At 61.9% G+C, this 13571-nt stretch carries 10 protein-coding genes; 5 read left to right on the top strand and 5 right to left on the bottom strand.

What is annotated here, in order from left to right; genetic code table 11:
• The first annotated feature begins 8 nt into the window (after positions 1–8).
• The 3 genes from AB4O45_RS00500 (at position 9) to AB4O45_RS00490 (ending at position 3850) form a co-directional block, all read left to right on the top strand.
• Positions 9–1208: an MFS transporter gene (locus AB4O45_RS00500; RefSeq protein ID WP_076562840.1), complete on the top strand. Its 1200-nt coding sequence runs from the start codon at positions 9–11 to the stop codon at positions 1206–1208.
• 94 nt (positions 1209–1302) lie between these two features.
• Positions 1303–2217: a LysR family transcriptional regulator gene (locus AB4O45_RS00495; RefSeq protein WP_258706724.1), complete on the top strand. Its 915-nt coding sequence runs from the start codon at positions 1303–1305 to the stop codon at positions 2215–2217.
• Positions 2218–2347: 130 nt separating this feature from the next.
• The gene (locus AB4O45_RS00490) at positions 2348–3850 is read left to right on the top strand and encodes a sensor domain-containing diguanylate cyclase (protein ID WP_150635211.1); all 1503 of its coding nucleotides are present in this window, start codon (positions 2348–2350) and stop codon (positions 3848–3850) included.
• Between the two features lie 6 nt (positions 3851–3856).
• Here AB4O45_RS00490 and AB4O45_RS00485 read toward each other — a convergent pair whose 3' ends face one another.
• The 3 genes from AB4O45_RS00485 to AB4O45_RS00475 all read right to left on the bottom strand — a co-directional run bounded on the left by AB4O45_RS00485 (position 3857) and on the right by AB4O45_RS00475 (position 7492).
• Entirely contained in the window at positions 3857–5395 is a 1539-nt protein-coding gene (locus AB4O45_RS00485; RefSeq protein WP_460160916.1) for a cryptochrome/photolyase family protein, read from the bottom strand.
• Between the two features lie 195 nt (positions 5396–5590).
• Positions 5591–6712 carry an alkene reductase gene (locus AB4O45_RS00480; protein ID WP_460160915.1) on the bottom strand — a complete coding sequence of 374 codons (1122 nt, stop codon included), beginning with the start codon at positions 6710–6712 and terminating at the stop codon, positions 5591–5593.
• Positions 6713–6814: 102 nt separating this feature from the next.
• Positions 6815–7492: a type 1 glutamine amidotransferase domain-containing protein gene (locus tag AB4O45_RS00475; RefSeq protein ID WP_150635214.1), complete on the bottom strand. Its 678-nt coding sequence runs from the start codon at positions 7490–7492 to the stop codon at positions 6815–6817.
• 212 nt (positions 7493–7704) lie between these two features.
• Here AB4O45_RS00475 and AB4O45_RS00470 point away from each other — a divergent pair, with 212 nt between their 5' ends.
• Positions 7705–8289 carry a TetR/AcrR family transcriptional regulator gene (locus AB4O45_RS00470; protein ID WP_256809839.1) on the top strand — a complete coding sequence of 195 codons (585 nt, stop codon included), beginning with the start codon at positions 7705–7707 and terminating at the stop codon, positions 8287–8289.
• Positions 8290–8438: 149 nt separating this feature from the next.
• On the opposite strand, the gene AB4O45_RS00465 is transcribed toward AB4O45_RS00470, so the two are convergent.
• Together AB4O45_RS00465 and paoC are read right to left on the bottom strand one after the other, a co-directional pair.
• Entirely contained in the window at positions 8439–8771 is a 333-nt protein-coding gene (locus AB4O45_RS00465; RefSeq protein WP_460160914.1) for a hypothetical protein, read from the bottom strand.
• 25 nt (positions 8772–8796) lie between these two features.
• Positions 8797–11007 carry an aldehyde oxidoreductase molybdenum-binding subunit PaoC gene (gene paoC, locus AB4O45_RS00460; protein ID WP_460160913.1) on the bottom strand — a complete coding sequence of 737 codons (2211 nt, stop codon included), beginning with the start codon at positions 11005–11007 and terminating at the stop codon, positions 8797–8799.
• Positions 11008–11273: 266 nt separating this feature from the next.
• Between paoC and AB4O45_RS00455 the strand changes: the two genes are divergently transcribed.
• Positions 11274–13400 (top strand): TonB-dependent siderophore receptor, encoded by a 2127-nt coding sequence (locus tag AB4O45_RS00455; RefSeq protein ID WP_460160912.1) that lies wholly within the window; start codon positions 11274–11276, stop codon positions 13398–13400.
• Positions 13401–13571: the final 171 nt, after the last annotated feature.

Genomic DNA, 13571 nt, shown 5'->3' with positions numbered 1-13571 from the left:
GTGTCACCATGCTTACGGGCAACCCTGCCGTTGCGGCCCCGGCCGAACAGCCTGCTTCACTCTCCGGCCTGATGGTCGCGTTTCTGGCATTTTGCTGCGGCGCGGTCGTCGCCAACCTGTATTACGCACAACCCATCGTCGAACTGATCGCGCCGCAGATCGGCCTCTCCAGCGCCAATGCCAGCCTGATCGTGTCGCTGACGCAGTTCGGTTACGCGCTGGGCTTGTTGCTGCTGGTGCCGCTGGCCGACCTGATGGAAAACCGGCGTCTGGTGGTCGGCTTCACCCTCGCTGCCAGTGTCACGCTGCTGTGTGCTGGCCTGACTCATTCGCCGTCGCTGTTCCTGCTGCTCTCTTTACTGATCGGCCTGACTTCGGTGGCAGTGCAGATTCTTGTGCCGCTGGCCGCGCATCTGGCACCGGAAGCCAGCCGGGGCCGCGTGGTCGGCAACATCATGAGCGGCCTGCTGTTGGGGATTCTGCTGTCGCGGCCGCTGTCGAGCCTGTTGGTCGAAGTGTTCGGCTGGCGCGGGGTGTTTTACAGCGCGGCGGCACTGATGGCGGTGATCGCGCTGATTACCGCTGTGGCATTGCCGCGCCGGGTGCCGACGCACAAAGCCACCTATGTCGCGTTGATCGGTTCGGTGTTTGCCTTGGCCCGACGCTTTCCTGTGTTGCGCCAGCGTTCGCTGTATCAGGGTTTGCTGTTCGCCAGTTTCAGCCTGTTCTGGACGCTCGCGCCGATTGAGCTGATGCGTCACCACGGTTTCAGCCAGGCGCAAGTGGCGATCTTTGCGTTGGTCGGCGCGGTGGGTGCGATTGCCGCGCCGATTGCCGGGCGTCTGGCCGATGCCGGGCACGGTCGTCGCGGTACCTTGGTGGCGTTGCTGCTGGCGCCGCTGTCGCTGTTGATCGCCGCGTTGCCGGGCAGTGGTTACGTGTGGCTGGTGGTGTGTGCGGTGCTGCTGGATTTTGCCGTGCAGCTGAACATGGTCCTCGGCCAGCGCGAGGTCTACGCCCTCGACCCGCACAGCCGCGCCCGCCTGAATGCGGTGTACATGACCAGCATCTTCGTCGGCGGCGCGCTTGGTTCACTGGTCGCCAGCCCGCTGTACGAACACTTCGGCTGGAACCTCTCTGCCGTCGCCGTAGCGGTGTTGCCGGCGCTGGCGCTGGCGCTGTTCCTGAGCCGCAAGGCTGATGGCTGAGGGCGCGATGAGGCCCGGCAAGCACGACGATACAAGACGTGTGGCGAGCACTGATGCACAATCAGCGGCGTTCCCTCACCACCGGATCCCGCTTATGGACAAGTTGCTGGCATTGAAGATGTTTGTTGAAACCGTGCGCTGCGGGGGCTATTCCTCGGCGGCGCGCAAGCTTGGGATTTCGACGTCTTCGGTGACACGGCAAGTGGCGGGGCTGGAGAACGAGTTGGGCGCCAGCCTGCTCAATCGCACCACGCGCAACACCAGCGTGACCGTCGCCGGTCAAACCTATTTCGAGAAGGCCGTGGCGATTCTCGATGCCATCGACGAAGCCGATGCGGTGGTCGCTGATCGTGGCAGTGATGCCCAAGGCCGCTTGCGCATCAGTGTGCCGGTGGAGTTTGGCCGCCGGCTGATCGCGCCGCACCTGAGCCGCTTGCTCGAACGTCATCCGGGGCTGGAGATCAGCCTGTCGCTGAGCGATCAGGTCAGCGATCTGCTCAGCGAGCAGATCGACGTTTCAGTACGGCTCGGCTCGACGGTGGTCAGCGAAGACATCGTCAGCAAACGCGTCGGGCAGTTTCAGCGTTGGATTGTCGCCAGCCCGGATTATCTGGCGCGCAGCGGCGTGCTCGAACATCCGCGGGATCTGCTTGAGCACCAATGCCTGCGTTTCGATTACGGCGGCAGCCATCATCACTGGACCTTTCAGGGCGACGAAGAGCCGATTCAGCTCAACGTTGCGGGCCGCCTGCAAAGCAACAACGCCGACATCTTGCGCGAAGCGGCAATTGGCGGTGGCGGGGTGGCGCTGCTGGCCGACTGGCTGGTGCGCGACGACGTCGCCGCCGGGCGCCTGGCGCGCTTGCTTGAGCACTACGAGGTCAATCCCGGCAGTGCCAGCAGTTGCATCAACGCGCTGTACCTGCCCAACCACCGTGGTTCGAGCCGGATCAACGTGTTCATCGATTTTCTCGTGGAAATCCTCAAACCCGCCGCATCCGCTGTTTAGCACTGCACACTCTGTTGCTGCAGCCGCTGCACACTGCTTGTATGCTTGCGCCCCGGAACACGTGGCCGCCGTGAGTGCCGACGTTCGAATGATGGCTGGAATGGATACCGGACTTCCTTAAGGTACTGACGTGAAGCGTGATACTCGCCTTGTAATGCTCCTGCTGCTGGTGATTGGCTGTTCCCTGACTTCACTGACGATCTGGAAGGTCTGGTCTTCGCGCGAGCGTGCGCTGGCGGAAGTCGACGTGCATGGCCTCAACCTGACCCAGGCGCTCAATACCTACACCGAAGGCATCGTCCGGCAAAGCTCGCTGCTCTTGCTCGGACTGGTCGAACGTCTGGAAACCGAGGGCAACGGCCCGGCGCAGATTCAGCGCATCCAGAGCCTGATCGACCGCCAGCAGCCGCTGATGCCACAGCTCAGCGGCATCATCATCTATGACCGGAACGGGCATTGGCTGATGTCCTCCAACCGGCCGATTCCGGAGGGCGCCAACAGCAGCGACCGCGCCTATTTCATACATCACCGTGACAGCCCGAGCCGCGAGCCGTTCATTGGCCCGCCGATCCAGAGCCGTGCCAATCACGAATGGGTGGTGACTATCAGTCGGCGCTTCAACGACGATGGCGGGCAGTTCGCTGGCGTGGTAGCGGTGACGCTGGGGGTGGAAAACTTCCTGCGGGTGTTCGGCAAACTCGACGTTGGCCAGGACGGCGCGATAGGCCTGTCGTACACCGATGGCACGCTGCTGGTCCGCTATCCGTTCCGCGAGCAGGACATGGGCCGCAACTTCTCCAAATCGCCGATTTACGCCAAATACCTCGTTGACCGTTCAGTCGGCACTGCCTCGTACACCTCCAGCCTCGACGGCGTGGAGCGGTTGTACGCGTTCCGCAAAAGCGAAACGCTGCCGCTGATCACCACCGTGGCCCTGGGCAAGGATGAAGCGCTGGCGGCGTGGCGCATCGAAGCGGCGTTGTCGGCGGTGGTGGTGATCGGGCTGCTGGGGCTGACCGGGCTGATCGGCTGGTTCCTGATCCTTGATATCCGCCGCCGCACCGAGGCCGAAGAAGCCTTGCGCGATGCCCAACAGCAATTGCTCGCGTCCAATCGGCAGCTGGAATTACTGGCGCTGAAGGATGCGCTGACCGGCCTGGCCAACCGCCGCTGTTTCGATGAAACCCTGACGGTGGAAGCGCGGCGCGCGCAGCGTGACGGGACTTCGCTGGCCTTGCTGATGATCGATATCGACCACTTCAAATTGTTCAACGATGCCTTGGGCCACGTCGCCGGCGATGCCTGCCTGCAAGCGGTCAGCAAGATTCTTGAAGGCTGCGTGCGACGCCCCTCGGATCTGGTCGCGCGCTACGGTGGCGAGGAAATGGCGGTGATCATGCCGGCCACCGACAGCGCCGGTGCTACGGTGGTGGCGCAACTGATGCTCGAGCGTTTGCAGCAGGCGAACATCGCCCACCCGGGCAGTCCGTTTGCTCGGATCACGGTGAGTATCGGTATGGCGGTAGGGACGGGCGCCCAGCTGGATTCGCTCCCGGCGTTGATCCAGAACGCGGATCAGGCGCTGTACCGCGCCAAAGCGGCGGGGCGCAACGGGATGGCCGGGCAGGCCTGAGGCGCACTAGAAAGCTTCGCCGCTATCCAGTTTCGCCAACAGCATCTGCCCGCGTTGCCACAGCGCATCCTGCTTGGCCAGCGGCATGCGGTCGAGGTTCTTGTACATCATGCCCATGCGCTGATTGCCACGCAGGATATCGCCGTGGCGCATGAGGAAATGCCAGTACAGCGCGTTAAACGGGCAGGCATCGTCCGCGCTGCTTTCCTTGACCTTGTAGGCGCAGTCGCCGCAATAGTCCGACATCCGATTGATGTACTGGCCGCTGGCACAGTAAGGCTTGGAGCCGAGATAACCGCCGTCGGCATGCATGACCATGCCGAGGGTGTTGGGCAGTTCGACCCAGTCGAAGGCGTCCATGTAGATCGCCAGATACCATTCACAGATTTCCTTCGGCGCAATCCCGGCGAGCAAGGCAAAGTTGCCGGTGACCATCAGCCGCTGGATGTGGTGGGCGTAGGCATGTTGCAGGCTTTGGCCGATGGCCTGGCGCATGCAGTTCATCTGTGTCTGCCCGGTCCAGTAGAACTCCGGCAGCGGGCGCGTGTTGCCAAACACATTGCCCTCGGCGTAATCCGGCATCTTCAGCCAGTACACACCGCGCACGTATTCGCGCCAGCCGATCAGCTGCCGAATGAAGCCTTCGGCCGCGTTGAGGCCGATGCTCCCCGACCAGTAGGCGGCCTCGACATCGCTGCACAGCTGGCGCAAATCGAGCAGGCCGATGTTCAGCGCGGCACTGATCCGCGCATGAAACAGAAACGGTTCATCACTGGCCATGGCGTCCTGGTAATCACCGAAGCCGGCCAGCGCATAGTCGAGAAAGTATTGCCACAGGGCCTGGGCATCGGCGTGGGTCACCGGGTAATTGAAGTCATCCAGCGTGCCGTAATGCGTGGCAAAGCGCTCGCCGACCAACGCCAGCACCTCTTGGGTGATTGCGTCATTGGCGAAACGTGCCGGGTAGGGCGGTTTGGCGTGTTTGGGCAGCGCCTTGCGATTCTCCGCATCGAAATTCCACGCACCGCCGACCGGCGTGCCGTCGCCATTGAGCAGCAGCCGACTCTTGCGCCGCATCTCGCGGTAGAAAAACTCCATGCGCAGCTGTTTCTTGCCGCTGGCCCAATGGGAGAACTCTTCGCGGGAGCAGAGGAAGCGGCTGTCTGAATGCCAGTGCACGGGCAAGCCCGAATCTTTGATTGACTGCTCAAGGCGCCAGTCGCCGCATTCGGTGATGTGGATTTCGTCGGCACCAGTGAGGGTTTGCCAGCGCTGCAATTCGCCGGGGATTGAGCCGCTGTTATCCGGGTCGTCGAGGCGGACGTATTGGACGCGGTAGCCTTTATCGCGCAACGCCTCGGCAAAGTGGCGCATGGCGCTGAAGATCAGAGCGATCTTTTGCGGATGATGGGCGACGTGGGTCGCTTCCTCCATGACCTCGACCATCAGCAGCAGGTCGTGCTGGGGATCGAGTGGCTGCAGGGAGGCCAGGTCGAAAGACAGCTGGTCGCCGAGGATCAGGAGCAAGCGGTGGGCAGGGGGCATGGAGCTAAGTCCGGTTAGAGATTCAGACTCCAATAGTTATACAGATTGTTTGTTATGTATAGGTTCTAGCGGCCACTGACATCCTATTGTGGGAGCGAGCCTGCTCGCGAAAGCGTACTGTCAGCAAATACAAATGCTGACTGACACACCGCCTTCGCGAGCAGGCTCGCTCCCACAGGGATTTGTGTTGTGTCCTTATGCGGGGTAGGTCGGATAGTCGATGTAGCCCTCGGCACCACCGCCATACACCGTCGCCGGATTCAATTGGTTCAACGGCCAGTCATTGGCAATCCGCGCCGGCAGGTCCGGGTTGGCCATGAACGGTCGGCCAAACGCGACGAGATCGGCCAGCCCCGACTCAAGCAATTGCGCGCCGGTTTCGGCGGTGTAGCGACCGGCATAAATGATCGCGCCGCTGAACGTGTCGCGCACGGCCTGGCGAAAGGTCTGCGGCATCGCTGGCGCGTTGTCCCAGTCGGCTTCGGCGATCGACAGGTAGGCGATGCCGACGTCTTCGAGAATCTTGATCGCCGCAATGTAAGTTGTGTGCGGATCTTCCTCGACCAGGCCCAGATACGTCCGCGCTTCATCAGTTGTAGTGAACAACGGCGCGAAACGCACACCGACCTTGTCCTTGCCGATGCATTCGGCGACGCCGGCCACCACTTCGCGCAAGAAGCGCAAGCGATTGTCCAGCGAGCCACCGTACTGATCGGTGCGCAGGTTGCTGTGGGCGGAGATGAACTGGTTGACCAGATAACCGTTGGCGCAATGCAGTTCGATGCCATCGAAACCCGCATCCATCGCGTTGCGCGCGGCCTGGATATACAGCTGAATCAGTTCCTGCACTTCATCGGTGCTCAGCGCGCGCGGAGCGGACGGCGGCACCAGTTCACCGACACCAGGCGCGGTTTCGATGAACACGCTGACGCGGTCCGTCGCCACCGCAGAGGCCGACACCGGCGCATCACCATTGGGCTGCAACGCCGTGTGCGAGACCCGACCGACATGCCAGAGCTGGGCGAAGATCACACCATCCACCGCGTGCACCGCCTCGGTGACTTTGCGCCAACCGGCGATCTGCTCCGGCGTGTGAATGCCCGGCGTCCACGCATAACCCTGGCCGCGCGGTTCGATCTGGGTGCCCTCGGTGACCAGTAAACCGGCACCGGCGCGCTGCTGGTAATACTCGGCCATCAATTCGTTGGCGACATTGCCCGGTTGCGTGCTGCGCTGGCGGGTGAGAGGTGGCAGGACGATGCGGTTTTTCAGGGTGTGTGCGCCCAATTTGGCAGGCGTGAAGAAAGCGTTTTTCATGGAGTAAGCCTGGAATCTGATTAGACCAGTCGACTAGTGACTGGGCAAAAAAACAACGCCGGGCGGTACGCACGCGGCGTTGATCGGGGTAGAGCGAGGGATTCAGCCGAGCATCTTCAACAGCTTTTCGGCAACGGCGGCGGAGCTGGCCGGGTTCTGGCCGGTGACCAGTTGACCGTCAGCCACCACATGCACCTGCCAATCGGCGACTTTCGAATAGCGCCCGCCCAGACGCTGGAATTCGTCTTCGATGAGGAACGGCACCACGTCAGTCAGACCAACAGCAGCTTCTTCGGCGTTGGTGAAACCGGTGACGTCGCGATCTTTGACGATCGGCTGGCCGTCAGCGCGCACCACATGACGCAACACGCCGGGTGCGTGGCAGACAAAACCGTGAGGTTTGTTGGCGCGGTCGAAGGCTTCGATCAGTGCAATCGAGGCCTTGTCTTCGGCCAGATCCCACAGCGGGCCGTGGCCGCCTGGGTAGAACACGGCGTCGAAATCTTCGGCCTTCACGTCAGCCAAACGGCCAGTGGTGGCGAGTGCCTGTTGTGCAGCCGGATCAGCGCGGAAGCGATCGGTTTCGGCAGTCTGCGCGCTTGGCTCATCGCTTTTCGGATCGAGCGGCGGCTGGCCGCCGGCAGGCGATACCAGCGTGACGTCGGCGCCGGCGTCCTTGAAGGCGTAGTAGGGCGCGGCGAACTCTTCCAGCCAGAAGCCGGTTTTCTTGCCGGTGTTGCCGAGTTGATCGTGGGAAGTCAGAACCATCAAGATTTTCATAGAGCACCCTTGGTTTGGTCAGGCATCGGCACAGGGCGAGGAATTCGCTCAGCGTCGGCACCGCATGAATTTGTGTCTCGGGGCGCAGCATAGGTTCCAATTAGACCAGTCGTCTAGTAATTTTTTCAGAAAATGTTTTTGCCCGTCGGTTATGGCAAACTCCCGGTCCTGAAAACTATACGACTGGTCTATTGCCTGGAATTTTGCGCACCATGAAGCCGACCTTTGACGACACCCGCCAACACTTGCTCGACACCGGCCACCGGATGATGGCCGAGAAGGGCTTCACCAGCGTCGGCCTCAATGAGATCCTGCAGACCGCTGGCGTGCCCAAGGGCTCGTTCTATCACTACTTCAAATCCAAGGAGTTGTATGGCCAGGCGCTGCTCGAGGATTACTTCGTCGACTACCTCGCCGACATGGAGCGCCGCCTGACATTGCCTGGGCTGACTGCGTTCGAACGTTTGATGGATTACTGGCAAGGCTGGCAGAACCGCTGCACCCTCGAAGGCCACGGCGATGAATGCCTGGTGGTGAAACTCAGCGCCGAAGTCGCCGACCTCTCCGAATCAATGCGCCTGACCTTGCGCGACGGCGCCGAACGCATCGTCGCGCGGATCACCGAATGCATCGAACAAGGCCAAAATGACAAAAGCCTGCCCGAGGGCGATGCGCGGAAGTTGGCTGAGACGCTGTATCAGCTCTGGCTCGGCGCGAGTCTGCTGAACAAACTGCAGCGCACCGGACAGTCGCTGGAAACTTCGATGGCGATGACCCGGCAGTTGTTGCAAGTCTGAGCCTCGCCGCAGATCCCTGTGGGAGCAAGCCTGCTCGCGATGGCGGCGGCACATCCAACATCTTTTTTAACTGACCCAATGCATTCGCGAGCAGGCTCGCTCCCACAGGAGATCTGTGTTGATTGGTGAGATTGGAGATCATTCAAAACTCAGGCAGAACTGCTGTCCTCTTCAAGCAGTTGGGCAAACCACTGCGCATACGGCGTATTGCTCACCTTGAAACGGTTGTAATCCGGGCTGCCGTCATCCCACCACACCGGCCCGCGTTCACCCAGCGCGACTTTGGCGTCGTTGACGCGAGCTCTCGCCGACTTCAACGCCTGTGCATCCTCCGCACGCTTCGCCTCTTTGACCGCACGCCGCGCGGACATGAGTTCGGCTACAAACGTCTCACGTTCGGCGGCTGGCAACGATGGGTTGCTGCAACGCCACAGCTGTTGCTTGACCACAAAATAGCGGCCATCGGGGGTGGTGGGGTACATGGGCGATATCCTGCGCGATCGAGTCTCAGACCGGGTAGGACAACTCGCCGATGAGTTTATCCAGCGTAATCGGATAATCGCGCACCCGTACGCCACACGCGTTATAGATCGCGTTGGCGATGGCCGCCGCCGCGCCGCTGATACCCAGCTCGCCAACGCCTTTGGCTTTCAACGGGGTTGCATACGGATCGACTTCATCGAGAAAGATTACTTCCTGATGGGGAATGTCGGCGTGCACCGGCACCTCGTATCCGGCCAGATCGTGATTGACGAAAAAGCCGATTCGATGGTCCACCGCCAGCTCTTCCATCAATGCCGCACCAGCGCCCATGGTCATGCCGCCGATGATCTGGCTGCGCGCGGTTTTCGGGTTGAGGATGCGCCCGGCGGCGCACACGGCCAGTTGCCGGCGCAGGCGAATTTCGCCGGTCGCCGCATTGACCGCGACTTCGGCGAAATGCGCGCCGAAAGTCTGCTGGGCAAAACGCTCGGCCAGATCGCCGTATTCCATGCGGTCCTCGCCCGTCAGCTCGCCACTGGCTGCGGCCTGAGCCAAGGCAACCTGCTGCGAGCCTGCGCGAATCTGTGCATCGACAAACTCGGTTTGCTGCGGGTCAAAACCGACGGCGCGAGCAGCGGCTTCACGCAGTTTCATGCACGCGGCATACACGCCGGCAGTGGAGGAGGCGGCTCCCCACTGGCCGCCGGAGCCCGACGATTCCGGAAACCGCGAATCGCCCAAGTGCACCACGACACGGTCCAGCGGCACGCCCATCATTTCGGCGGCGGTCTGGGCGATGATGGTGTAACTGCCGGTGCCGATGTCGGTCATGTCGGTTTCCACGGTGATGACGCCTTGACGATCGAGACGCACGCGTGCCGCCGAAGCGGTGGTCGGTGCGCCGCGAATCGCCGAGGCCAGCCCGATGCCGATCAGCCAACCGCCCTCACGGCGCTGAGCGGGTTGAGGGTTGCGCTGACGCCAGCCAAAGCGTTCGGCGCCAGTGTTCAGGCATTCCACCAACTGCCGTTTGGAGAACGGCCGCGCCGGTTGCTCCGGATCGACCTGCGAGTCGTTGAGGATGCGCAGTTGCAGCGGATCCATCTGCAGCTTTTCGGCCAGTTCATCCATGGCGATTTCCAGCGCCATCATCCCCGGTGCCTCGCCCGGCGCGCGCATCGCCGAACCCTCGGCGAGATCGAGCACGGCGAGATTCAGACGGGTCATGCGATTGGCCCCGGCGTAAAGCAATCGGGTTGACGCGGTGGCCGCTTCGGCGCGTCCGCCGCGCAGATTGCCCGACCAGCTCTCGTGGCCGATCGCGGTGATCACGCCGTCACGGTTGGCACCGATGCGCAGGCGCTGAATCGTCGCCGGACGATGGGTCAGGTTGTTGAACATCAGCGGCCGCGGCAGCGCGACTTTCACCGGTCGCCCGGCATGTCGAGCCGCCAGGGATGCCAACACTGCGTCGCAAAGAATCGTGCCCTTACCGCCGAAACCGCCGCCGATATACGGCGAGATCAGGCGCACATCTTCCTTGGCGATGCCGAGGGTTTTCGCCAGATCGCGCACGCCCCAGTTGATCTGTTGGATCGATGTCCACAAGGTCAATTGCGTGCCACTCCAGCGGGCAATGGTTGCGTGCGGTTCCATCATCGCGTGGGCCTGGTCAGGCGTGCTGTAGTGCTGATCGATTTGCACTGGCGCAGCGTTGAAGGCGCCTTCGAAGTCACCGACGCTGGTCTGCGGCGGCGGGCCGAAACCGGCCGGTGGCGGTGGGGTTGCGGAGTCTTTCGCAGCCGCCAGATCGAATGAACCTGGCTCGGCCACGTAGCGGATGTCGAGCAAGCCGGCGGCCGCGCGCGCCTGTTCAAAAGTGTCTGCGACGACAATCGCCACGGCCTGGTGATAGTGATCGACCTGCGGCCCGGCCAAGGCCCTGGCTACGTAAAACTCGCCTTTGGCCAATGCCCCGGCGTTTTCGTAAGTGACGATGGCAATCACCCCGGACGCTTCCCGCGCTTGCGTCGAATTGATCGAGGCAATGCGCCCCTTGCCGATCCCGGCGCCGACGATATAGCCATAGGCGGCGTCCGGCACCGCTGCGTTTTGCTCGTAGGCATAGGGGGCGGTGCCGGTGGTTTTCAGCTTGCCGTCGATGCGGTCGGCAGGTTGGCCGATCACCTTCAGCTGGTCGATCGGATTGGAGCCGGCCGGGGTGTCGAATTTCATCTGCAAATTCCTTCCAGACAGGCTGGCGACGCACACGTAGCGCGGCGCAGCCATCGGTTGACGTCGGATCTCTACGAGCCTAGGCCATCGACGCGCCACTGATAATGCGCGGTTTCAGGATGGAATGATGAATCTCGCTCACCAATCCTGATCAACATGACAAATAGGAATACGTTTCAATTACTAATGCGACCGTATACCATGCGCGACGTTTTCACTGGCGGTTTTGCCCTTCGTTCTGGCCTATTCGTAAAGGTTTTTACCTCATGCGTCGAACTCTGCTTTCCATTTGTGTGCTGCAGGCGTTGTCTTCTTCCTCGTGGGCTGAGTCAGCCGAACCGACTTCTTCAACGCTTGAGCTGGAAGCCACCGACGTGGTCGGCACAGCGGATTACGAAAGGGCAGACGGTCCGGTGCAAGGCTATCGCGCGACGCGTTCGGCCAGCGCCACGCGCACCGACACTTCGATTCATGAAACCCCGCAGTCAATCAGCGTGGTGACCAAGGATGCCGTCGAAGACCTCGGCGCCACGCGTTTGCAGGATGCGCTGGATTACGCCGGCGGCGTCGGGCGCGCGAACAATTTCGGTGGGCAGGGCCTGACTACGTTCACCGTGCGCGGCTTCACCACGGGCGAGTTCTACCGCAACGGTTTCCCGATCAACCGTGGCTACCCGAACATGCCAGACGCCAACACCATCGAGCGTCTGGAAGTGCTGCGCGGTCCGGCGACCATGCTCTATGGCCGTGGCGACCCAGGCGGTACCTTCAACGTGGTGTCGAAACAGCCGTTGCCCGAGCGCACCGTTACGTTAGGCAGCCAGTTGAACGACCAAGGCATGAAGCGCGGCACCCTCGACGCTTCCGGGCCACTCGACGAAGAAGGGCGTCTGGCCTATCGCTTGAATGTGGTGGGCGAGGGCGGTGACACCTTCCGCGATCATGTCGAGAACGAGCGCTACGGCATCACGCCGGTGCTGACCTGGCAGGCCACCGATGCGACCAAGCTGATTTTCGAAGGCGACTTCATGCGCAACAACGCGCCGCTCGATCGTGGCGTCACGCGCTACCCGGCGCAGATCGGCACCGCCTCGCGCGATACCTTCTTTGGCGAGAAGGACGTCGGCAAGCTGCACAACGACAACAACATGGCGCAGTTGCGTTTCGAGCACATGCTCAACGATGACTGGACCCTCGGCGGTGGTTTCCAGTGGCTCGACGGCTCCCTCAAGGGCAACGCGATCGAGGCCAACGGCATTGCCGCTGACGGCCGCACGCTGGGGCGCAACTTCAACTACCGCAAGCTGGAATGGACCGACAAGGACACCCAGCTCAACCTCACCGGGCATTTTGATACTGGCGGTCTGCAGCACACCTTGCTCACCGGCATCGAGTATGAAGATTACGATTACAAGTCGATCATCCAGCGCTCCAGCGGCGCGGTCAGTGCCTACCCGATCGACATCTTCAATCCGGTTTACGGCCAGCCACGCCCGGCGCTGACCCGCACGCCGACCCACGACAAAGAGAACCTCAAGACCTACGCGGCATTCGTGCAGGATCAGGTAGCCCTTACCGACAAACTGAAAGTGCTGGCCGGCGCGCGTTTCGAGCGCTTCGAGCACGATTACGAAACCTACGTGCCGGGTGGCAAGAGCTGGCAGGCCAGCGACAATGCCGTCACCCCGCGTATCGGCGTGACCTACGATTTGACCGAAACCCTGGCGGTGTACGCCAACACCGCGCGCTCGTTCAAGCCCAACACCGGCGCCAGCCGCGAAGGCGGCGGTTTCGCCCCGGAGAAAGGCAAGTCCTACGAGATGGGCGTGAAGTGGGAAGCGCTGGATCAGCAGTTGAGCGTCGACGCGGCGATCTACCAGATCGAAAAGCGCAACGTGCTGACCACCGACCCGGTGGATTCGACTTTCAGCGTCGCCGCCGGTGAAGTGCGTAGCCGTGGTTTCGACGTCAATGTCACCGGCAACCTCACCCCGGAGTGGCGAGTGGTCGGCGGTTACGCTTACGTTGACGCCGAGGTGACCAAGGACAACACGCTGCGCTCCGGCACGCGCCTGCTGAACATCCCGAAGAACAGCTTCAGCCTGCTCAACATGTACGAGTTCCAGGACGGCGCGCTCAAAGGTCTTGGCCTTGGCACCGGACTGAAATACGTCGACGAGCGCGCCGGGCAGACCGCCAACACCGCGTTTTCCATGGGCAGTTACACCGTGGTCGACCTGCTGAGCTTCTACAAGGTGAACGACAAAGTGCGGCTCAACCTCGATGTGAAAAACATCTTCGACCGCGACTACGAAGAAGGCGCCTTCGGCAACGTTTACGCCTACCCGGGCGCGCCGCGAACCGTGCAGGTAGGGATTTCCTACACGCTGTAACTCGCCGCAGCGGTTGCCGCCGACTCATAGTGGCCTGAGAGTGGCATGTCGAAATCAGACATCGGCATGCCGCACTCAGGCTAGTTGCGCGGCGGTCGGGCCACGTAAGGTGAAGCATCATTTCGTCGGCAAAGCGTCTGCGTCGCAGCTTTCGCCTGATGCCGACACCGG

This window comes from Pseudomonas sp. S2_B10 (assembly GCF_054668425.1).
The sequence above is the reverse complement of the archived record's forward strand: the minus strand, read 5'-3'. Positions and strand labels throughout refer to the sequence as shown.

What these genes read in the sequence shown, in the direction of transcription:
- AB4O45_RS00500 (WP_076562840.1), top strand. Translation starts at nt 9, where the DNA reads ATGCTTACGGGCAACCCTGCCGTTGCGGCCCCGGCCGAACAGCCTGCT.
- AB4O45_RS00495 (WP_258706724.1), top strand. Translation starts at nt 1,303, where the DNA reads ATGGACAAGTTGCTGGCATTGAAGATGTTTGTTGAAACCGTGCGCTGC.
- AB4O45_RS00485 (WP_460160916.1), bottom strand. Translation starts at nt 5,395, where the DNA reads ATGCCCCCTGCCCACCGCTTGCTCCTGATCCTCGGCGACCAGCTGTCT.
- AB4O45_RS00480 (WP_460160915.1), bottom strand. Translation starts at nt 6,712, where the DNA reads ATGAAAAACGCTTTCTTCACGCCTGCCAAATTGGGCGCACACACCCTG.
- AB4O45_RS00475 (WP_150635214.1), bottom strand. Translation starts at nt 7,492, where the DNA reads ATGAAAATCTTGATGGTTCTGACTTCCCACGATCAACTCGGCAACACC.
- AB4O45_RS00470 (WP_256809839.1), top strand. Translation starts at nt 7,705, where the DNA reads ATGAAGCCGACCTTTGACGACACCCGCCAACACTTGCTCGACACCGGC.
- AB4O45_RS00465 (WP_460160914.1), bottom strand. Translation starts at nt 8,771, where the DNA reads ATGTACCCCACCACCCCCGATGGCCGCTATTTTGTGGTCAAGCAACAG.
- paoC (WP_460160913.1), bottom strand. Translation starts at nt 11,007, where the DNA reads ATGAAATTCGACACCCCGGCCGGCTCCAATCCGATCGACCAGCTGAAG.
- AB4O45_RS00455 (WP_460160912.1), top strand. Translation starts at nt 11,274, where the DNA reads ATGCGTCGAACTCTGCTTTCCATTTGTGTGCTGCAGGCGTTGTCTTCT.